Annotated in this window: 20 protein-coding genes and 1 pseudogene; 7 read left to right on the forward strand and 14 right to left on the reverse strand. The window is 33.1% G+C overall.

Features of this window, described 5'->3' with window-relative positions; genetic code table 11:
* Positions 1-3,220 (reverse strand): tandem-95 repeat protein (locus tag LJC66_RS07955; RefSeq protein WP_230932241.1); only part of this gene is annotated, 3,220 nt, incomplete at its 3' end.
* Between the two features lie 175 nt (positions 3,221-3,395).
* Complete coding sequence (locus LJC66_RS07960; RefSeq protein ID WP_230932242.1) at positions 3,396-4,289, reverse strand: helix-turn-helix domain-containing protein; 894 nt, start codon at positions 4,287-4,289, stop codon at positions 3,396-3,398.
* Positions 4,290-5,282: 993 nt separating this feature from the next.
* Between LJC66_RS07960 and LJC66_RS07965 the strand changes: the two genes are divergently transcribed.
* The 5 genes and pseudogenes from LJC66_RS07965 to LJC66_RS07985 all read left to right on the forward strand — a co-directional run.
* Positions 5,283-6,671, forward strand: coding sequence for a replication initiation protein (locus tag LJC66_RS07965; protein WP_230932243.1), 1,389 nt, complete (start codon positions 5,283-5,285; stop codon positions 6,669-6,671).
* A gap of 158 nt (positions 6,672-6,829) precedes the next feature.
* On the forward strand, positions 6,830-7,771 hold the full coding sequence (locus LJC66_RS07970) for a tyrosine-type recombinase/integrase (protein ID WP_230932244.1): 942 nt from the start codon (positions 6,830-6,832) through the stop codon (positions 7,769-7,771).
* 1,062 nt (positions 7,772-8,833) lie between these two features.
* Positions 8,834-9,409, forward strand: coding sequence for a MerR family transcriptional regulator (locus LJC66_RS07975; protein WP_060746195.1), 576 nt, complete (start codon positions 8,834-8,836; stop codon positions 9,407-9,409).
* Positions 9,410-9,854: 445 nt separating this feature from the next.
* Positions 9,855-10,526, forward strand: a complete 672-nt coding sequence (locus LJC66_RS07980) for a sulfotransferase family 2 domain-containing protein (protein ID WP_088568392.1) — start codon at positions 9,855-9,857, stop codon at positions 10,524-10,526.
* 265 nt (positions 10,527-10,791) lie between these two features.
* Positions 10,792-10,966 (forward strand): annotated as a pseudogene (locus tag LJC66_RS07985) (gamma-type small acid-soluble spore protein); the annotation flags it as partial.
* A gap of 171 nt (positions 10,967-11,137) precedes the next feature.
* Here the strand turns inward: LJC66_RS07985 and LJC66_RS07990 are convergent.
* From LJC66_RS07990 to LJC66_RS08020, 7 genes are all read right to left on the reverse strand, one after another.
* Positions 11,138-11,290, reverse strand: a complete 153-nt coding sequence (locus LJC66_RS07990; protein WP_088568305.1) for a YjcZ family sporulation protein — start codon at positions 11,288-11,290, stop codon at positions 11,138-11,140.
* A gap of 324 nt (positions 11,291-11,614) precedes the next feature.
* Positions 11,615-12,025 (reverse strand): hypothetical protein, encoded by a 411-nt coding sequence (locus LJC66_RS07995; RefSeq protein WP_230932245.1) that lies wholly within the window; start codon positions 12,023-12,025, stop codon positions 11,615-11,617.
* A 192-nt stretch (positions 12,026-12,217) separates the two neighbouring features.
* A complete protein-coding gene (locus tag LJC66_RS08000; protein ID WP_230932246.1) occupies positions 12,218-12,670 on the reverse strand; it encodes a hypothetical protein in 453 nt (150 codons plus the stop codon).
* Between the two features lie 69 nt (positions 12,671-12,739).
* On the reverse strand, positions 12,740-13,162 hold the full coding sequence (locus tag LJC66_RS08005) for a hypothetical protein (RefSeq protein WP_121944358.1): 423 nt from the start codon (positions 13,160-13,162) through the stop codon (positions 12,740-12,742).
* On the reverse strand, positions 13,162-13,419 hold the full coding sequence (locus LJC66_RS08010) for a hypothetical protein (RefSeq protein ID WP_230932247.1): 258 nt from the start codon (positions 13,417-13,419) through the stop codon (positions 13,162-13,164). The genes LJC66_RS08005 and LJC66_RS08010 overlap by 1 nt, the downstream gene beginning before the upstream one ends.
* A 277-nt stretch (positions 13,420-13,696) precedes the next feature.
* Positions 13,697-14,080, reverse strand: coding sequence for a LuxR C-terminal-related transcriptional regulator (locus LJC66_RS08015; protein WP_230932248.1), 384 nt, complete (start codon positions 14,078-14,080; stop codon positions 13,697-13,699).
* Positions 14,081-14,194: 114 nt separating this feature from the next.
* Complete coding sequence (locus LJC66_RS08020; RefSeq protein WP_176542911.1) at positions 14,195-14,356, reverse strand: hypothetical protein; 162 nt, start codon at positions 14,354-14,356, stop codon at positions 14,195-14,197.
* 170 nt (positions 14,357-14,526) lie between these two features.
* Between LJC66_RS08020 and LJC66_RS08025 the strand changes: the two genes are divergently transcribed.
* A complete protein-coding gene (locus LJC66_RS08025; RefSeq protein ID WP_230932249.1) occupies positions 14,527-15,270 on the forward strand; it encodes a hypothetical protein in 744 nt (247 codons plus the stop codon).
* Between the two features lie 73 nt (positions 15,271-15,343).
* Here the strand turns inward: LJC66_RS08025 and LJC66_RS08030 are convergent, their stop codons facing one another.
* The 5 genes from LJC66_RS08030 to LJC66_RS08050 form a co-directional block, all read right to left on the reverse strand.
* On the reverse strand, positions 15,344-15,853 hold the full coding sequence (locus LJC66_RS08030; RefSeq protein WP_230932250.1) for a helix-turn-helix domain-containing protein: 510 nt from the start codon (positions 15,851-15,853) through the stop codon (positions 15,344-15,346).
* 1,160 nt (positions 15,854-17,013) lie between these two features.
* Positions 17,014-17,718, reverse strand: a complete 705-nt coding sequence (locus tag LJC66_RS08035; protein ID WP_372586399.1) for a DUF6944 family repetitive protein — start codon at positions 17,716-17,718, stop codon at positions 17,014-17,016.
* A 979-nt stretch (positions 17,719-18,697) separates the two neighbouring features.
* Positions 18,698-19,405, reverse strand: coding sequence for a DUF421 domain-containing protein (locus tag LJC66_RS08040; RefSeq protein ID WP_230932251.1), 708 nt, complete (start codon positions 19,403-19,405; stop codon positions 18,698-18,700).
* A 396-nt stretch (positions 19,406-19,801) separates the two neighbouring features.
* Positions 19,802-20,323: a hypothetical protein gene (locus tag LJC66_RS08045; RefSeq protein ID WP_230932252.1), complete on the reverse strand. Its 522-nt coding sequence runs from the start codon at positions 20,321-20,323 to the stop codon at positions 19,802-19,804.
* A 56-nt stretch (positions 20,324-20,379) separates the two neighbouring features.
* A complete protein-coding gene (locus LJC66_RS08050) occupies positions 20,380-20,757 on the reverse strand; it encodes an SET domain-containing protein (RefSeq protein WP_230932253.1) in 378 nt (125 codons plus the stop codon).
* 257 nt (positions 20,758-21,014) lie between these two features.
* Between LJC66_RS08050 and LJC66_RS08055 the strand changes: the two genes are divergently transcribed.
* On the forward strand, positions 21,015-21,695 hold the full coding sequence (locus LJC66_RS08055; protein WP_028408078.1) for a hypothetical protein: 681 nt from the start codon (positions 21,015-21,017) through the stop codon (positions 21,693-21,695).
* The last annotated feature ends 335 nt before the right edge of the window (positions 21,696-22,030 follow it).

Here is a 22,030-nt window from a genome sequence, read left to right on the forward strand (position 1 = left end):
TGGGTTGATAGCTAAATGTTCCATCTGCATTCACCACGGCTACTCCATTTACTGGTGCAACCTGTAGCTGGTAACTAAGAGGGTTTCCATCCACATCGGTCCCTACCACTGCTCCTACCACAGGGCTATCTTCCTGCGTGCTGAACGTGTAGTTTGGCACCGTCGGTGCATCGTTTACAGGTGTAACAATCACCGTCACCGTTGAAACCGCCGTTCCTCCTTGGCCATCCGACACCAATACCGTAAACTGATCCGTCCCATTAAAGTTCAAGTTCGGCTGATAACTAAACGTTCCGTCTGTATTCACCACAGCTACTCCGTTGCCTGGCGTTGTTTGCAGGCTAAACGTTAACGGGTCTCCGTCAGGATCTACCGCCACTACTCGATTAATTAACGTGCTATCTTCCGCAATCGTAAAACTGACATTAGACGTAATTGGGGGATCGTTTACGGGGATGACGTTGATGGTTACCGTTGAAACTGCCGTTCCTCCTTGGCCATCTGAGACTAATACTGTAAATTGATCACTTCCATTAAAATTTAGATTTGGCTGATAACTAAATGTCCCATTTGCATTTACTACGGCAACTCCATTTGTTGGCCTATTTTGCAACTGGTAACTAAGAGGGTTTCCATCCACATCGGTCCCTACCACTGCTCCTACCACAGGGCTGTCTTCTTGCGTGCTGAACGTGTAGTTTGGCACCGTCGGTGCATCGTTTACAGGTGTAACAATCACCGTCACCGTTGAAACCGCCGTTCCTCCTTGGCCATCCGACACCAATACCGTAAACTGATCCGTCCCATTAAAGTTCAGGTTCGGCTGATAACTAAACGTTCCGTCCGCATTCACCACGGCCACTCCGTTGCCTGGCGTTGTTTGCAGGCTAAACGTTAACGGGTCTCCGTCAGGATCTACCGCCACTACTCGATTAATTAACGTGCTATCTTCCGCAATCGTAAAACTGACATTAGACGTAATTGGGGGATCGTTTACGGGGATGACGTTGATGGTTACCGTTGAAACCGCCGTTCCTCCTTGGCCATCTGAGACTAATACTGTAAATTGATCACTTCCATTAAAATTTAGATTTGGCTGATAACTAAATGTCCCATTTGCATTTACTACGGCAACTCCATTTGTTGGCCTATTTTGCAACTGGTAACTAAGAGTGTTTCCATCCACATCGGTTCCTACTACTGCTCCTACCACAGGGCTGTCTTCTTGCGTGCTGAACGTGTAGTTTGGCACCGTCGGTGCATCGTTCACCGGCGTTACTGTCACTGTTACTGTCGAAACCGCCGTGCCTCCCTGACCATCTGAGACTAACACGGTAAACTGATCGCTTCCGTTGAAATTTAAATTTGGGGTATACGTGTAAGCTCCACTATTAGTTACGATAACTGTTCCGTTTGTGGGTGGAGATTGTAATTGGAAGGTAAGTAAGTTACCATCTACATCTGTAGCTTGTATCTGACCAACTAAAGGGGTATCTTCATTAGTGATAACTGCATAATTTTGAGTAACAGGATTATCGTTTACAGGCGTATTGATTATGGTAACTACAGAGGTAGCTGTTCCTCCTTGCCCATCGTCTACAATAACTGTAAATTGATCCGTTCCGTTAAAGTTTAAATTTGGGGTATAGACAAATTGGCCATTAGGATTAACAGTTACTATTCCATTAGTCGGCCTCGTACCAACACGATAAGTTAGAGGATTCCCATCAATATCACTGCCAATGACTGTCCCAATTGCTACAGTATCCTCTGGATTTGTAACAGTATAATTAGGAACTGTAGGAGGCGTGTTAATAGCTGTTACACTATTGACAGGCGAAGCACCTGATCCTGTTAATACATTTCCTGGTGTACTTTCAAATTGGTAATTAATAAAGACTTGATTACCAAGAGAAGAGACTGATGTTAGGGGACCAGCTACCCTAACCTGATATGTCAAAACCCGAGTTTGATTAATACTCAATGTACCAAGTGACAGACCATTTCGGATATCTGCATTTGTCTGAGTAACGCCATCCACTTGCAAACTATTAGGAATGAAGGTTGTTGCTGAAGACAATGGATCTGTAGCTATTAAAACATTAGCCGAAGCTGTACCAGTATTACTTACTTGGACTGTATAAGTAATAATATCTCCTGTTCGAGCAGATGTAACATTAGCAGACTTTGATACATTTAAAACAGGTGCATTAATATCTACTTGGAGGGCTAAAGTACTAATAACGTAAGTATCTCCACTCGTCGTTCCACGTACAACGGCACTGGTTTGGTTATTTGATAAACGAGCTGAGACATCAATATTGGTAATATCCCACCCCTGCCTCGCACCGGATAAGCTGCCTCCCGGTGTGCTATTTAAACTGCCAAATTGTCCACTTGTATCTAATACACCACTATCATTATTAATTTGAGAAGCAAAAAAGTTATTTATAGGGTTATTCGGTCCCGAAACTGGTTGCAATGCTGCAACCGTAGGGCCAAATTGGAGCTGATCACCTACTATAGCTGAATCCCCTTCAATAGCACTTACTAATAATCTACCATTTACTGTTCCTGTAATAGGCGTACCAAATCCAGTTACAGCTGCCGTAGAGCTTCCCGTAGCTGAACTTGTTAATTCTGCCCCAACAAAAATGGATAAGTTACGAGATTTTTGTAAAGGGTCAGCGTACACTACGGCCAATGTCCATCCAGCTGCATTGGCATTGTTTTCTGTTGTACTTTGTGTTCCTGGAACTCCTAATACTGCATACATCCCTGCTTGAGAAATCAAATTTGTCACATTTGCGCTGCGCACGTAATAAAAGCTTGAAGTTGTTAAGGTAAAACGTGTAGCCGTGTCTGGCTGTACACTAACTGTTCTGGTAGGAGTAATAAAAGTTACAGCGTTATTTAAAGCTGCGCTAACATCTTCTCCACCATAAAGATAGCTTCCACCCCATATTAATTCTGCATAAAGAATTTGAGTAGTGGTAGATGGGAGCCTTAAAACTGCACTAGAAGAGTTTTGCAGATAATTTGCCGTAGTCCCTGTAGGAAACGATCCATCTATGGAGCTTGGGTTTACACTGAAAAAAGTTCCTATTGATCCTGCTGTTCCAGGAGCATTAGCATTGGCTTGCTTATTTAAGCCAAAAGTGTTTCCTGTAAATGTAACAGCCCCATTAGCGTTGGTTAAAAACCGATTAACATATGGCATTTACTCACCTCTGATAACAAAATAAATCGTAACAGTATATGTAAAGTACCAATAGAAATGTGTATATAGACCCGTCTTATTTTGGGTACAGAGATAAAGTTTTTCAGGTTGTTAAATCGTAACAACACTCATTCTGACTTAAAATATGTATAAATAATATTATCTGTTTTCTAATTTAGGAGTCTAAAAAGTTATAAAACAGCTTACTATCACCGTTTCGCTGAACTTCTTTTCTACGCTCAATAACAAATATTCCCCGAACTGTTCCAAAAAAATACGCTGCAAAATTATTCTTTATACGATTTCTTTTATAAGCAAAAACTGTCTCTTTAAATGCTTGAATAGCGAGGGAAATTACATCTTCTAACGGCCTTTCTAAACAGCTCATTTTGTGGGCTAACCGAACTTTTCCCCACAATTCATAAATATCGTCTGCATATGAAAAGAAAGGTCTTACAGCATCTTTAAAAGATTTCGGTATATAAGACGGTACATAATCCGACGAGAGTTTAATATTCACTTTATTACGTATATATTTATTTAAATCTTTTAAAGATAAATTATAGGTAGACTGTTTTTTTGTGTCTTTATTCTTACTCTCCCAAGCGTTCTCAGTATTTTCTGCTTTAACATCTGCTTCAACATTAGATTCTAAGTCAAGCTGTAAATACTTAACCCAATGATTAAAAAAAGGGTGGTTCACAAATAAGTGTACTGGATTTCCCTTTCCGTTATTACGAGGACAGCGACGATATACAGTAACAATTTGCCCTTGTTTTCGAAGTTCTTTTAAATGACGATCAATTGTTCCTTTTGACTTTTCGTATGTCTTACCTAAGTATGTACTACCAGGAAAGCAAAATCCTTTTTCTGAAGCAAACCAACAAAGCCGGTCTAAAGCTTTTCTAGTTCCTTCGTGGAGACGGTAAAATTTCTCTCCGTAAAGGTTGATAATTTCTTTAAGTAATTTTCGTTTCATTGATTGATGTTGAGAACGGTTTTCGATGAAACTCTGATAATTTTTCATATAATCAAATTCTTCTGTCGTAAGCATACGCGTAGTAGACATTAGTCTATCCTCTCCTTTTCAGGAACAAAAAAAGACATCGCATCCCAAGGAAATAGGAAAACGATGTCGGATTTTTTGATAGACTACGCCCTTGAAATAAATCTAATTATCCGATAAAATAAAGGCGTAACTAAATTTATGTATTAGGACTTCGACAGGTGTTTCCCCTAGCTGTTTTAGGGTTAACGGTGTAAGGGTGTTGGCGCACCACTTGCACACGTTGGAGTCTTTTTATATTCCGCACTGTTTTGGTGACTCTATTATACCGTCTATTAATCTTATAATTCAATAAGAATTCGTGAACTCCTCATAAAACCTCCGTATTTTACTTTACATATGATTAAAAATTTCTTCGCTGGGATATACTGCTAATATTCTAAAAACCTCACTACAAATGGATTCCTTTACTTAATTATTAATCTTTAAAGTTATAAAGTAAAAAAACAGCTACTTTCTTATGTTGTTTTACTGTTTTATATATTGTTTTATATATTTGTTTTATTGTTTTATTGTTTTAGAGAGCCCATAGACACTGATATTACAACGTTTATAAGCCTAAACTATCACTAATTTTGCGCGAACTATCACTAATTTTGCGCGAACTATCACTAATTTTGCGTGAAACTATCACTAATTTTGCGTGAAACTATCACTAATTTTGCGCGAACTATCACTAATTTTGCGTGAAAAATGCAAATATGGCTTAAGTATCACTAATTTTGCGTGGACAATCTAGATGTGCTTTAAGTATCACTAATTTTGCGTTGAAAATGCAGACATGCCTCAACTATCACCAATTTTGCGTGTTAAAATGAAGATTGAGTTTAATAAATCAAGAATGAGTAAGGTTTCTAAAGTTAACAAACCTCATGAAGTATCACTAATTTTGCGTGATATTTAATTTCTAAGGACAGGTTGCTATTTAACATGCAATTTACACAGTATCACTTTTATGATATTTTAGTGATAGTTTAGAAAAATATGGGGGATTTTATGAAGAAAACGACTGTCGTTCAACCATATGATCTGGAAAGTATAAATATAAAAAATTGGGTAACTAAATCAAACATCCTCATTGAGAGTACATATAAATTGTCTTTACAAGAGCAAAGAATTCTTTTAATCATGGCTTCTAAAGTGCAGCCTAATGATGAAACGTTGAAGACCTATAGATTTCGGGCTAAAGACTTTATCGAAATCGTAGGCAATAAGAAAGGAACGGGTTTTTACTCTTATTTAAAAGAAATTGTGAATGGCCTTCAAACAAAAATTCTTACGATAAAAGAAAAAGGCAGACAAAGAAATTACAACTGGGTAATTACGTCTATTTATGAAGAAAACGAAGGATACATAACATTACAATTTCATCCTAGCTTAAAGTATCTGTTTTTGGAGCTTAAGGAAAAATTCACATCGTATCAATTAGAGAATGTAGTGAGACTCAATTCGGTCTATTCCATTCGTATTTATGAGCTGCTTAAGCAATATGAGCGCTTGCGAAAAAGGGAACTGACTCTTGAAGAATTACGTCATTTTTTAGCTATTGAACCTACTAAGTATAAACAGTATGGCCATTTTAAAAGTAAAGTATTAGCAGTAGCTCAAAAAGAAATTAATAATAAAACGGATATCCACTTTGAATTCGTAGAAATAAAAACCGGTAGAAAAGTAACATCCATAGAATTTATCATTACTAGTTCACCCGCGTTGAATGATGCTAGCGCTATTAAAGAAAAAAAACTAGAATTAAATCAACACTTAGTGGAGTTAGAAGATCACGAAAACAGTGTTCAAAACGATTTAGTGGACTTAGGAGTCAAACCGGAAAAAATAGAGTGGCTTTTATCAGAATTTACAAAAGAACATCTAGAAAGAAATATTAGATATACACAAGATCGTTTGATTACTGGAGATGTTACTCATCCTCATTCCTACGTAGTAAAAGCGATTCAAAAGGATTACGCCAAGCTTTCACACGAATCAAAGCTCCTTCAGTCTAAAAAGATTGCAAAAAAAGAGTTAGTTCCAGATTTTATGGTAGCAGCTAGAGAAAAACAAGAAACTTTTAACGAGTCTACATTAAAAGAGAAGCAAGAATTGTTCCTTGAAGAGGTTGGAACTCAAATAGAATTTGAAGAGAGGCTTCTTCAGTTTCAAGAATTAAAAAGAATGCTGATTTTAAGTTCAGATCAACCCACTGAAGAAGAAGTAAAAAAAGCTGAAGAAGCTGGCTTACAAGAAGTCATTCGAAATATGAAAGAAGACTTCAAAAACCATGAAAAATTGGGTCTAGAGCCAAGACTTGTTAAGGACTTTAAAAATAAAGAATTAAAAAAGATTTATAAAGATTTTTTACAAAGCAAAGTTTTAAATAGAAACTAAATATTGAAAAAAACATGTAAATAACAGAGCTTTAAAGGCTTAGTTTTTACATGTTTTTTTATGGATAGGTAAATTTAATATACAGAATACATTTAGTAAGCTTGGTTATCATTTTTTGTTACAATAATAGTATATTAAATTTACCTAAAAGATCGGATGTGTCTTATTTGGATAACTTTATTTTACTTCAGGATTTCCTGTCTCATTTAGTCGATTCTAAAAAGAAAACTTCTACAATTTCAATGTATAAGCATGATCTAAAGCAGTTTTTTGAATGGTTAAATCGTTATCACCCTAATATACCTCCAGAAACTTTGCCAGGAGACAAGAAATATTACGAATTATACTTCACCTATCTAAAAGAAAAAAACTTGTCAGAAGCTAATCTGAGACGTGTAGCATCACATTTAAACGGATTGTTGAAATATTATAACCTCACAAGTGATATTGATCTTTTACAAGCAACAACAAAAAAACAACGAGAATTAACTGATACTGATTTTATAACTCAATCTGATACTTTGATTCTTTTAGATTCAGTTATAAGTGACGAACATTTAAGTGATATTCAGTTACAGATACATAAATATATAGGACCTCGTAATCATTCTATATTCATCCTGCTGCTCCGTTACGGTCTTACCATTAATGAAGTTGTATCTTTAACTATAAAAGACATTAACTTTGCACAGAATACATTAACGATTGACAATAATAAAACAAAACGCACCTTGGAGCTTTCTAAACATGACAAGAAAATCATATATAATTATTTATCAACGATCCCTTTGTTATTTAGACCTAGAGATTATACAAATGATCCGTTATTTATTTCTTTTCACCCTCAAAAAATGGTTTATTGGTATGATTACAGTTTAAGTCAACCTAAAAGGATTAGTGTAATTGGTACAAAACGTATGATTGAAAGAGAAGTTAAACGTTCTGGCATAAAAGCGATCGTAAGATCTACTCATTTTCGAAACAGCTGTATACTAAAGAAAATTTATGAGGGATATTCCAACGAACACATTATTTATTACTTTGGATTGTCTAGCCGCCACGCTTTATATCGGTTTAAGCGATATCTAAAAACAAAATGAAAAACTTTCTTGAAATTAAGTTCAACTTATTTCCTAATTAAATACCTTTATATCAGTATTTTCACCTTATAGGTTGAACTTAAATTCATTTTTATTTTAGTTCTTTTTAGAAAAAAACGTGAAGTTGAACTTTAGTTAAACTTCACGGTTCACATTTTGGAATTTACTTGTTTTAAAAAGGGAAATGTTATGGCAATAGTTTCTCCATGTATTATAAATCTATAGTTTAACGGCCATACCTCGATTGTATAAGAACGGATTTCTTGCAAAATCATCTAGAATTTAATTAGATTTATTATTCTTGATTAAATTCTAGCGGAAGTTTACTCTAGATTCTTTAAAAATGCTTTATTATCAATGTTCATTATATTCTAGCTTTCATTGTAAGGTCTAAATAACTTAGAGAAAATTAATGTTAGTTTCACATTAATAAAATACTTCTATAAGAATTGTATAAATAAAAAAAGGAATTTTATTAAATCACTGCGATAGATTGATAAAAGGAAGGGATATAACGCTTATATTCTTTTGTAAAGAATACTCAATATGGTATACAAAGATCTTGATTTAAAGCTAGAGAAAGTACATTCTAGATTTATCTAAAACCTTTTTACATCAAGCTCTATAGACATTCTAGTTTTTTCAATTATAGGAAAGGGAAGGATTTGAATTTTCATCATCAAAGATATTTCTTAACTGATGAAGCTCATTTTTTTGGAGACATCCGGTAAAACAAAAGTCTAATTAAGGAGGGGCAATGGTTGACTCTTAAATTATTTTTTGAGCTACATATGTAATTTATCTACGATTAAAATAAACAGTTTTACTCTTGCAAAGTTCATGTTTTCATCTAGAATTGAAAAGGAAGAATAAGAAGCTTAGTGAAACAAAAGAAAAAATATACATAAAAAACAGGAATATAAAGTAATTAATAGAATTTTACTAGAAATGTAAAGCTTGAATAATATCTCGTACAACTACATTCTAGAATCGCCGTTAATATCGATATATCAACTTCAAGGTTCATCTAGATTTTTATATAGAAAGGAGAATTCTAGAAAAATGCTTGAAAAAAATGAGAATGAAGTAGTTTATACTTTAAAAGACACAGTAAAGCTAACTGGATTAAGTGTGGATCTTATTCGCTTGTATGAAAAAGAGTTCAACCTCCAAATTCAACGCACAGAAGGCGGACATAGAAGATATAACAAACAAAACATTGATTTATTAACCGAAATAAAAAAAAGAATTCAAGAACAAAATTGGAGCTATAAGATGATAAATCAATGGCTTCAAGGTGAAATTGTGCCCGAAGCAGTTGAAGTTCAATCGAATCTTGAGAAGAAAGTAGAATCTCTTGAAGATAAAGTTCAAGAATTGCTTAATCGCTCTGAAAAAGATGAGCAATTTCAACTAGCACTTATCCAGCGGTTAGATGAACAAGGAAGTCTTATAAAGAAACTTACAGAAAAGCTAGACCATCAAGACAAATATATTGAAAACAACCTAGAAAAACGAGACGAAAAATTGACTAGTGCTATACGTGAAATTAGCGATACAAAAAAACTGATCGCGGCCGCCCAAGAAAATCTAGATTCAAAACCAAAAGGATTCTGGAGTAAGATTTTTGGCGGTTAATATGTAACTTAAACTATAAAAGCAGCAGGATTTTTTGTGCATTACAGAAAACCCTGCTGCTTTTATAATTTATTTTTAATGATTAAATGTTGAATTTCGAAACTTTATGGTTAGTTGCCAGAAGGAATTTATTATTGATAAACAATCTTATATAGAATTGAAGGGGAATTTACAGGGGAGGCAGCTTTTAATAATACGTTTGTCTATTTGATGGAATCTTACTTTGAACACATAAACTTTGGTTTCTTCTCTGAGAAAAATATTTTTTGACACTCTGGTTAAGTGACAAAAGATAATAGCAAGGATGCCTTAGAAACCGTCTATTTGCACTTTATGTATGCGTATTAATCTTATTCATCATAAAAGATGCATATAATATATCATTACTTATAGATAGCATTCACTATTGTAAGCGGTTATCGTATAGAAGGGAGTACACTTTAGAATGGAGAGAAAAGTTGTTATCTTTATGCACATTCCTAAAACAGGAGGGACAACGCTTAATAATATTTTTAAAAGGTCCTACTCTAAAAATGAGATATACGATCATATTCCTTTAGAAGAGATGAATAAACAGTTTAGCCAATTAAAAGAAGAAGATAAAAAAACACTAAAAGCAGTATCCGGCCATCACTTCTATGGAATACATGAAATTTTTTCTAAGCCCTATGTTTATTTTAGTATGATGCGTCACCCGATTGAGCGTGTCGTATCATTATATTATTTTTTAAAATCGTATCCAGGGTACTATGAAGAGAAAATGAAACATATGTCTTTTGAAGACTACATTGATTGGGACCCTCAAGCTAAAAATGGCCAAACTCAACAAATTTGTGGGGGAGAATCTCAACTAAGTGTAGAAAAAGCGAAAGAAAACTTAATGGAATTTGAATTAGTAGGAATAACAGAAATGTTTAACGAATCGCTTCTGTTACTAAAGAAGAAATTTAAGTGGGGAAATATTGAGTATAAAAAGATGAATGTGACAAGATCTCGCCCTTCACTTAATGAAGTACCTATTGAAATCATTAAGAAAATAGAAAATCACAATGCGTTAGATATAGAGCTGTTTGAATATGCAAAATCAAATTTCATTAAACAATTAAAAGAATCCTAGAAATGAATTTGAACTTTTTTTAACCATCAATTTAACTTTTCTTAACGTTAGTAAAATCAAATCTATATTCTAAACGGGTGTACATTTAAATTGGCAGGGTAAATTCCTGTCTTTTTCTTTTCATATAGACGATTGGAATCTCTCTTTACATTAAGTATAATATCATGATAAAAAACTAAAATCATGAATTATCTTACGATAAACTTATGTTTTAAAGATACTGAACAAACACTTGGATATATTAATTCTTGTGGAGGTGATAGTAATGGAAAACAATAAATATTCCAACAAGACTGCCTCAGGAACAGATGTACAACATGTGAAGCAAAAAAAACGCTCAAACATCTTCTGGCAAGTACGGTACGGAATTTGCTAGTGAGACTGACGTACAGCACGTTAAACGCCAAAATGCTCAAGCTTCTGCTAACAAAAATCAAAATTATGGTCGATAAAAGAATTTACCTTAAAAGGGTTCTTCCATAGTCGTTGGAAGAACCCTTTATTGTATTCATTTTTCTCTTTACTTGTACTAGAACATATTGCACCGATCAAACCTAAATAAAAAAGCTAGCATAGAACTAGCTTTTTAAAATTAAAATAATTTTAAAACATTAGCAACCTCCGGCAAAGCCACCAAAACAAGAAGCACCGATAATGATTAATAAAATAAACAGCACAATAATTAAAGCGAAACCACTACCAAAACCACAGCCGCCTCCGCCGTAACCATAGCCGCAACCGCCACCATAACCTCCAAAGCCCATACTTTCACCCCCTATATGCTTAATACTTTTAAGATATGTATAGAAAGTGAAAATGCTCCGGATATTCTTTAACCATAAAAAAAACTCATTAACTGTATATAACCAGTAAAATTAATTTTATGGATATGTAAACCTTTTAGATTTATTTACATAGAATGAAGGAAACATACTGTTTAGTTTAAGCAGAACAGTTCACCTCCCTGACTGATATGTATTTACTAAAAAACAGAAAAGCTCCTACCGCCGGGAGGATTTCTGTTTTTTTTATGGGTATTATGGAATATAAAAACATTACATAATAGCTGCAGTCTTTGAGCAAACTACTCAAGATGGATAAATCATCAAAAATAAGATTGCGTTACAGAAAAACTCCCCCGAAAAATTCACTGAACAATTAGATAGGGGAATTTTTCTGTTTTTGAGCTGTATATGATATACATCTTTGTTTAATATAATGTCTCTTTCCTCTTCTAAAGCCCTAGCCAAATCAGATTGGTTTAAAGAAATTGGGTCGTTCTTCTTCACATCATCGACTATACAATTCGATGAAAAACCTACAAACTCTGAAATATCTACTAAAAAACCTTTCTCAGCCAAAGTTAGATAACCTTCTTTTCTTAAATAGCTGAAATTATGCTGGATAATTTGAACAAAAAAAGTGTTATTCTTGATTTTACGATCAGGCACAAGCTTCATTCTTTTAGCTTTAACTTGCAATTCGTTTGCAAATTCCATTTCTTCATGATTAAGTAATTTTCATTTTGAATATTCTTGAATCGAGTTTTTTTATTAGCTTTGTCTAACATCTTGCCTAAAGATAGATTATTTTCACTTTTTTCCATACTAATTCCTCTCTTTATGTGGCAGGAATTAGTCCCTTTCTATGTTTGAGAAACCGCCTGTCATCCAAATCATGAGCGGTTTTTCTCATTTTATACTACATTCAACAATGTCAATATCTTCTCTGTTTTTCTGCTCTTTTTGTAGCCTTTCAGCTAATTTCGCTAACAATTTATCATCTACTTGTTGAGGTTTATAACTCATACTCTCTATTAAAATACCTTCTATAACCTTCATACGCTTCATATAAAGCCCATATTGCTCCTCTGAATAATTTATTATTACATGGTCAATTTGAGGGCTCTTACCAACATTTTTAAGCGTTAGCATCAAATCATAAGCCTTTATCCTTTCTTTACGTACTAAACGCAGTAAAGCTAACAAATCATACGTATGAAAGCATGAAAGTTCATTAAAAGACTTCTCAACGTCCTCTAAGACCACAAATTCTTTTAGTTTGGGTCTTTTTACATTTAAATTAGTTCCACAAAAAGAGCAGCTATCTTCTAATCCTTCTGTCCCACAATAACTACATATCAAGCTATATTCAACCTCGTTTACTAAAAGGAAAAGTAGGCTTGAGCCTACCTGCTAGCCTTAAAGGCTATTTTAGCTTTTAGGGTTTTCCTTATCTAGCCGTTTTTGTCGTTGATTCACAATACGTTCACTTACAACTTTTTTGGCAAGTTTAGTTTCTTCTAACTCTTGAAGATCCGTTGTCATAATTCCCTGATAGCCATGGTGAAAATACAATCCATTCATGAATTCGATAAGAATTTGTGTATTTTTATCGGCACTATTTGTTCCTAATCGAATTTTTTTAAGTTCATTTTTTAATACACCATGAAGATTTTCACTAACGGTTTCCGTAATGTAGTCTAACGACCATTCTTTCTTTTTTTCTTCTCGATACTTTTTACAGATATCCATAATCGCTTCTCCTGGGAAACGAAGTTTATGTTCAGCCATATAATCTTGGATATATTGATCCGTTTCTTTATCAAGTGTAATCATACGTCGTTGTGTTTCCATTACTCCTCTACATCCCCCATCAGTTCATAGATAATATCATTCATCTTTTCAATTGATATCGCACATTGTTTCATCATTTCGATGTTCTGTTCAATGATAGCTTCTAATCTTTTTTCTCTTTCTATTTGCTCATCAAAAAAAGCTAATACTTCAAATTGTTCTTTCAAAAATTGTTGACGAGACATCCCATTTTCTTTCGCTAGTGCATCAACTTTTTGCATGGCAACCGGATCAATATTTCGTAAAAAGATATCCATGAAATCATTCCTTTTCTATCAAATTGCAAAATTTCCAGTACGAGTAGAGAAGAGCATAAGGGGTTTTTGATATCACATGGCTGTGATATGCTGGGCAAAGCCCAGCAAAACAACGTTTTCACCCTCAAAAAAGTGACCCCATGAAAACTTCCAGACTGTCGACCTGCTGTTGACCTAAAAAGTAAAAAAAGCACTTAATGTTGACCTAGTGTCGACATCAAATCTTACACTTTTTTGCAAATGTTGAACTACTGTCCACTCAAAGTACCCTCAACTTTTATGAAGTTTTAACTATCTTTTGAAAGATTTCTTGATGAGAATTCGTAAAGTTTCGCGAAGAAATCTGAGTAGTTTTTTTATAAAAATCGATTGCTTCTTTCATCGATGAAGCGTTTAATTTTTGTAGAATGCTGCGTCTCTGAGTCTTAATTGTGTTCTCTTCTTTGAACAAAATATCTTGCATTTCTTTAACAGAATGGCCCTCAAGAGCAAGAGCAAAATCGTCTTGTTCTGAAATGGTAAATTGCTTCAAAAAAAGTTTTTCTTTGAGAATCTGACATTTTTCTTCAACACGTTTGAGGCGATCTACTTCTTGTACTAAATCAGACGCCACACTTAAAATATTCTCGATACCTATTAACAATTTTTCGGTTTGATCCATGATAAGACCCTCCTATTTTTTAAGGGCAACCCATGTTATAATACTAGTGTTAAGTAAAGTATTATGTTTTTTACATGGGGTATTTCTCTGCCAGGAGAAATGCCCTTTCTTTGTTTACTTTTCTTTTCTTACTTTCTTCACATGCTCTTCTAATAAAGCCTTTACATACTTCGTAATACTTGTATCATTCTCTACAGCTAAGAAACGCAATTCCTTATGCAATTCTTCTGGAATATCACATGTAAGTCTTCGATTTCCTTCTTTAACCCTACTCATATACTCTCCTTTATAGCAACGTATTTAAGTTGCAACGTTGCTTTTAGTTAATTTTAAAGGATATAATTTCCAAAGTCAATAAAATAATCGTGCTGTCATTGGACAAGCATACAAGCAAATTATTAGCAATTACATAACTTGTACTAATTATATAAAAGGAAGTGCATTAATTGAAAAAATCAAGAAAGAGAAAATATAGATATAACTATAGTTACTCAGTCCAATCGCAGGGTGATCCTTCGGTTAATGTTTATGGTATCTTTACTCCCGGTTCTGCACCCAGTGATAGTAATGGCCGGCAAAATAGATTTAATCGAGACATTGCCTCAGCTAATCAGATATGGAATAGTGGAGGTGAATGTAATATAAACTTTATTTCACAACCTATAATCGAAGTAAATACAGTAATAGATGCGACCAATTTAAGTACTAATGAAGCATTTAGAGGACCTGTTGAGAATCTAATCAATCAAGTTAAACAAATGAATGGGAATCAACCTGGCATATACGTTGTTTACACAAGTGGCAATGATTTTGCATCTCCTTCAGGTAATAGTCGACCTATAGGTGTCGGTGGAGTAATAATTGAGAATTTTAGAGTTGAAAACGGTGTACCTCAATTTACACTCTTTGGATCCATTGCATTGAGTAACAGAGCTTTGAGTGCTCCTTTTGCATTTGCACATGAAGCAGGACATGCTTTATTTACTCAGCTTAATAATCAACCTGTTAACAATGTATTCATGTTTGAATCTATAGATCCTACGGGTCCTTTTATTGATTCTGCAGGAAATATTGATCCAGCCCACAGTAACCTTACAGGTAATCTCATGGCCCCTATACTTCCTAATAGCACTCCAACTATTAATCCATTACAGTGTCAAAAAGCTAGCATGAGTAGAATATTTCAATAATCTTAATAGGAATTCAAGATCCTTATTGTTAAATAAGAAACCACTCACCTTTTATTTAGGTGAGTGGTTTTATTTAGTCTAATAATCCTTTTTCCTTGAATACATTGCTTAGAGCTTCATTCACTAATTCAGATTTATAACTTTTTGGAACACGATCAATAATACTTAAAACGTCTTCATCAAAATAAAATCCTCTATATACCCTTTTAGAACGATCTCTTGGATCCTGTAGCAAGATATCAATTGCATCTACTTTGCTAGTAGTTGTACTAGCTTTTAAAGAACTAGCACTAGTGCTTTCACTTTCATTTAAATAGCTAATACTAGCTGCTACTTCGCTATTAGCTAGCTTTTGTTCTGCTGGCATTTTACTGTTTTTAGAAATAAGGGTACTGAAATCAACATCTACAGGTTCTGATTCTTCTCCAACATAGCGATAAATACTTTCCTTACTGTCCCATTCATAACCTAATTTCTTAATCTTTGATTGAATGGTACGAGTACTTACATCATATCGATCAGCTAATTCTTTAATGGTGATTTCTTTCATCATAATTCCATTTAACATCTTTTTTACCAGCATCATACTAGCCCCCATTTTCGTTTTAAGAGTATAGTACTAGTATTCAAATGCAACATGATATTTCCTGCTAAAAGAAACAATCAAATATAGAACCATAAACAAAAAAGCTCAAAGAATCTTTGAGCTTTTCTCAGAGTGAAACTCTCTCATTAAACAATACTCTGACCAATAGGGACATGTCTAAGGAGCATACCAATTTAATGAAATATTCGTGTCACATTAACATGATATGTGGGATATAAGGCACGTGTACCTAAAGGGAACAAGACTATTGGATATTTTTATATATGTAAAATTAAGTAAAAAGCTATGCTCTATCCAAAATAAACATAGTATTTAAAAGGAGGACTCAACAACCTTACAAAATGAAACAGAAATAACACTTGTTCTCATAAGATCAAGTGTTATTTCTGTTTTAGATGAATTAAAAAGCATATTCAACGCAAATTAAAAAAAGAAGAAGCTTTTAGTATCCATGAATGCGCATTAAAAAAGGAAAAATCACTTGAAGAAATAAGTGTTTTTTTCTTTTGTTGAAAGGAATCAAAATATGAAAAATTTATTTAAATATTTGTTCTTTTTAATTGGCGGAACAATTTGGCTTAGCGTTTTAATATTTTCTATTTACACTGATCTTGCTAATGTTTACGGCTATAACCCCGCACGTATAGAGGAATAAAGAAGTAAAAAGATTCAAAACTATAAAGAAACATAAAAATAAACAACCTGAATATCAAAAAATACTTTGAGCAAACTATTCATGATGCCTACTAGAGAGTGTCTTCCACTGCAACCTAATAAAAAAGAAAGATGTCCTCCCTGACGTCTTTCTTTTTTTATTAGGTACTTAAGGCATAAAATTGGTTAGTTTAAACAAACTACTCATGATGATTAAAGTCACCAATAAAAACATAGTTTGCAATAGAAGAAACTACTGCTAGTCCCAGTGGTTTCTTCTATTTTCTATTTGTAATTTTCGATTTTATAAGAAGAAGTAACTGTTAGAGATTTTCATTCTAACAGTTACTTCAAAAATTTACTTCTTTTGATTATTTGCTACTGAAGAATTTGTATTATTATCTTTATCCTTGTAATCCCCTTTATTTATTGTACGATTTACGTTAATATTTCCATCTTTACTGCAGTAGTTAATGTCCATATTAAAAATATTTATTTTGTATTACATCCTCGTATCTCCTTTTATCGCCTTGTGAGGCATTATCGTCTTTTTCATCACTATTTGTAGAATCATCTTCTTGCTCTTCATTGCTTTGTTCTTCACTTTCTTCTTGAATCTGTCCAATTAATGAAATAACAGATCCAACAGCCTGAATCCAACTTCCCGTAACATCTAATGACCATATCGTGTTATTATTATCCTGTTTTTTCTTAGACGTTTCTTTGTTCTCTATATAATTGTCTTTTAATTCATTTATACCACTTAAAGCTTGTAGTGAATTCCCAATAATCTGAAGTAAATTTCCAATGATATTATAAATTTCATTTATATTTGATGTATCTTGAAATTCATCTCCTAAAGCAGCAGCGCCACCTAGAGCTTGAATCCAGTTACCACTAATAATTAATTTCTGTTGTATTATGTCGTCAAAATCTATGACAAGCCCAGAAATAACGGTCACATTTCCAACAGATTGAAGTTCATTTCCAACTTTCTCAAGATTCTCTTCTCCTTGTCCATCAGCCTCTAGAGCATTTCCTACGGCTTGGAGTTCGTTTCCAATTAAGCTTAAATCTTTTCTAAAACTTTCTCCTAATGAACGAAAGGGAGTGCTCCCTACAGCAGCTGTAACGGTTCCAATAGCTGCTAACCAAGCACCAAAGATTTCTTTTAACTGATTATCCATAATGATCTATCCTGTCGTTAAAGACATAATTTCTGACAATAAAAAGTACCCATTAGAATCTAAAATCCAAAGGGTACTTTAAAAAAAACAAAATATAAGGATTCTAGGGCAATAAACTTAATACTAAGAGCAAAGTATAAGCCTATATTATTGTATTCATTAATAATCATATAGGTAACTTGCCTATACGAATAAAACTTCACTTTTCGAGAACACTACCCAAGACGATTCATATCATCGTTTCGCCTAGCGCAATCCATGAAAAACTCCTGAACAGGAACCAGGAGTTTTTTCTATTTTTTGAATGCATATCACATACAAACCTAGTTATTATAATGGACTTCATTACCAACAAGCTTTAAAATTCATTTCGTATAGTACGATTGCAACCATTAGTATTTAATAGGAGTGATTAACAACTTGGCTCAGTTTTTTTGTCAGATTTGTGATTCTGAATTTAAAAGCTATAACAAAAATGCGAAATATTGTTCTCAGAAGTGTAAAGGAAAAGCATATATCAAACATTCAATAAAAAAATGTAAAATTTGTAGAAAAGAATATAAACCAATACGAGCTACAAGTAAGTTTTGTTCTCTTAAATGTTGTGCTGCAGATAAGAAGAATAAAGTTATTCTTCTACCCTTTTTCATATCTACAAGATATGCTGATTTAATTAATATGATAGACCTTGAACACTTTTCATACTAGCTCACTACATTTCAAAATGTCCTTATAAACCTTAATGAATAAAAATTTATATAGAGAGAAAACTACTCAAGATGAATGCATCATTGTTCTAAAGCTAACTCCTAAGGAACAGAAAAAACTACTTCTCGGACTCAGAAGTAGTTTTTTCTATTTCAAGCTTTATATAGTCTATAAATGTAGTTAACATAATGAATTTTATACCTTAAAACAGTTATAGCTGTTTTTTAATTTTCTTAAAAGATAATTTACACATATACATGAGACTCCATAATTACTTATATAAAAACACCTTTATATTGTCATTCTTATCATCTATAGTTGCTAATAAAATATTTTTTATCTCTAGCCCATATACTGTTCTAATGTGATTTTTTAACCATTCTTCTTCTTTACCGGTTTGTTTTAATTCCTCAAAATCAATCTTCCCATCTTTAATAATTGTAATAGGCAAAGAGAAAGACTTTGTCATCAGCTTCATATCTTTAGGAGTTAGTGTTTGATACTGGGATTCTAAAAAAAATGAAATAGTACCATCTGATTCCCATAATGCTAAAGCAACTTGTTGAATATCATATATTTGTTTTTTTCTTAATTCTGTTAGTAAAACATCAATAGGTATTCTAGCTTTAGTTAGACCTTTATAGAGTATCTCCCCATTCTTTATAAGAGGAAGAGGCGAAGGATCAACAAATTTTGTGAATCTTAACCACTTAAGACTTAAAAATACTAAAATAAGATATAAAATAACTAATACACCTATCGTTATCATAGAACCCTTCATTCCTAAGTGTTGGTCTGATAAAGGATGAGCAATAATATTTCCTATTGATAAAGCCATTATAAAATCAAGGAGCCTTAACTGAGACAGCGATCTCTGTCCCATTATTTTAGTAACAACGAGTAAAAAGAAAAAAGAAATAACTGCTCTTAGAATCCATTGAACTGCAGTAAGTGATTCTTGACTATAAAAAAAATCCAATACATTCACATCCTAATTGTTAGTCGGAAATCTTAATAAGTATCAACTATTAGCTACTAATTATTTACATAAAAGTATCTATCTTATACAAATGGTTAATTTCTAATACTTTGAGCAAACTACCCAAGACGCCGCGAGGCATCGACTACTTTCGAACCCTTATTAGTTTCTCTAAACAGAAAAACCTACTGATCTCTGTCAAGTAGGTTTTTCCGTTTTTTAAGCTGTATATCGTATACAACGTTAGTTAACATAATGTTAGTTATCGGAAATAAAGCCGTTGGAATTATTCATTCCAACGGCTTTACTTGCACCAAGACAGACATGTTCAAACTCTTTCTACTCCATAACATAAACTAATTTTTTTCGGAAAGTATGGTGAATATATATTAAAAATTATTGGTGCACCTGAAAAGCATTCCAAGTATTTGCTATAGTTGTGCAATTTCGTGTAGTTGGAGCTGTATCAACTGTAACTTCACAAGTCCCTAAATTTACACTCTGTAATTCGACAGATGGAGTACCAATTAGCTCAATGGTAAAAGCTTGTGCATTTCCCCAACCATTAGCAGTCTCCTGTTGTAAATTATAATTCAATAAGTCACAGATGACATTACAAGAACCAGCTACGTCATTACCACTTGCTCCACCATTTTTTCGTACTTCATAAGAAATAAAATTTTCAATTTCTTTACATGATAGTATTACAGTCCCAAATGGACGTTGAACTGAAACCTGACATGCGGATAGATCCACGGCTGTAATAGGAAACTGACCACTCACATCAGGCATTTCAAGTACAAGAGTCCATCCAAAATTCTGAGCCGCAGTAAAGTTCACTCCTAGTACTTGGCAAATTGCACTATTACAACCGCCGCCACCACCACTAGGAGGCTTTTTCCCTTTTTTCTTAGGCAATATAATCACTACTTTCTTAGATTTTAAATTCATATAAAAATATAAGAGGAAATTTATTAAATGACGTTAAACCATAGAGGAGACTTATCTTTAGGATCACCATTGTAGTTTATAGTGATTTCTTCATTTTTCTTAATGTCAACAATACAGTAAAACTCTATCGTTACTTTTTTTTCATTAGTATAATAGATACAATTTGGAGAATATGAATGATTGAACAAGGAACCATAACCCAAAGCAATTGCTGTATCATTACCTTCTTCTCCCCAATAAAAGCAATAATATGACATTACAGTTTTTTCTAAGTATTCCCATTCATTTTTTGGTGAAATTACAACGGGAGATACTTCTATAAGCTCCCCTTTTTTGATATCACGTAAAGCATATATTCCTCTACCATATTTTTCGGTATCCTTAACATATATTGATATCAAATTAATAACTCCCTTTTAAAATTAAAAGTTATAACAATGTAGAAAATATCTACTTTAATATTCTATTATTTTTTATCTATTTGGTTTGTATGCTTGTCCTAATATTACTTACATTAATTAAAAATTATGTATACGATATACATAATTAGTTGACATAATCACAGTTATCGGTAGCATTTCTAATATTAATGTTTAAAATGATAGTTAATTAAATAAGATTTAATTTTTATCTATAAACAAGAAGGGATACCGTTTAAATGTTTAATATTCATATTATGGATTGGGCAAAGAAAAGACCTAAAAAGCATTACAATAATATACATGAGCTTAGGATTTTCGAATTGATTTTTTGTAGGAAATTGAAGGATCTAGGATTCGAATTAGACGAACTTAATAGCATTACTGTATATTGTTTAGCTAATCCCAATAAGGATGTATCATATTCAGAAGAGAAGGCCATCCATGAGGTTGAAATACTTCTTCCAGATGATTATATGTTATTTACAGAATTAGAGTCAGTTGAAGAAAAATATCAAGCATTTTGTAACATAGTTAGAAAATATATAATACCTACTTTGGAAAAGTACTCTTCATTTTCTTTAGTAACTATACAAAAATATGTAGAAGAAGCTTTAAAAGAAATAGTTAGACAAGATTATGAAGCCATTTTTTTAGCTGCAAAAACACCAAAGAAAAGCCCTAACCGTAAACTAGTAGCAATGTTGAAGGGAGTACATAGATATTCTGGCTTTCAGTTATGGTGTGAGGTCTACAATGAAAGAGGATTAAGAATAATTAATGAATTACTCGTAGAAGAGGTTGGAAATGAAACTGTATATGCCAGATTCCTAGGAGAGTTGAAATGGGAAAGCAATCAGTTAATTACGGTTAAGTCTAAAACAAGTAGTTGGACGAAAGAAGTCCATGTTCCTTTATAATGCATTTTCTACTTGTATACGGTATACAGGTCTAGTTTACATAAACACTCTTTCCGGAACACATCACAAAAAGAACCCCTTATGGCACAAGGGGTTTAAGATAATATGACGACTTACTTTATGCAGCTTTTTATACATCCTTGATTTGCCGACGTTCTTCAGAAAGGTGATTACTAAAAAATGTATAAAAAGTGCACCATTTATACATATGCTGATCCTAAGAATATAGTCTTTATAAAGAATTCATGGTAAGATTTACATTATCTACTATTAATTCTTTGCTAAGTTTGAATCCAAAGAAGCAACCTCTCTCCAATGCCACGGGATATGAGGTT

It is taken from the genome of Priestia sp. TSO9 (genome assembly GCF_021029645.1).
Taxonomy (GTDB): Bacteria; Bacillota; Bacilli; order Bacillales; family Bacillaceae_H; genus Priestia; species Priestia megaterium_E.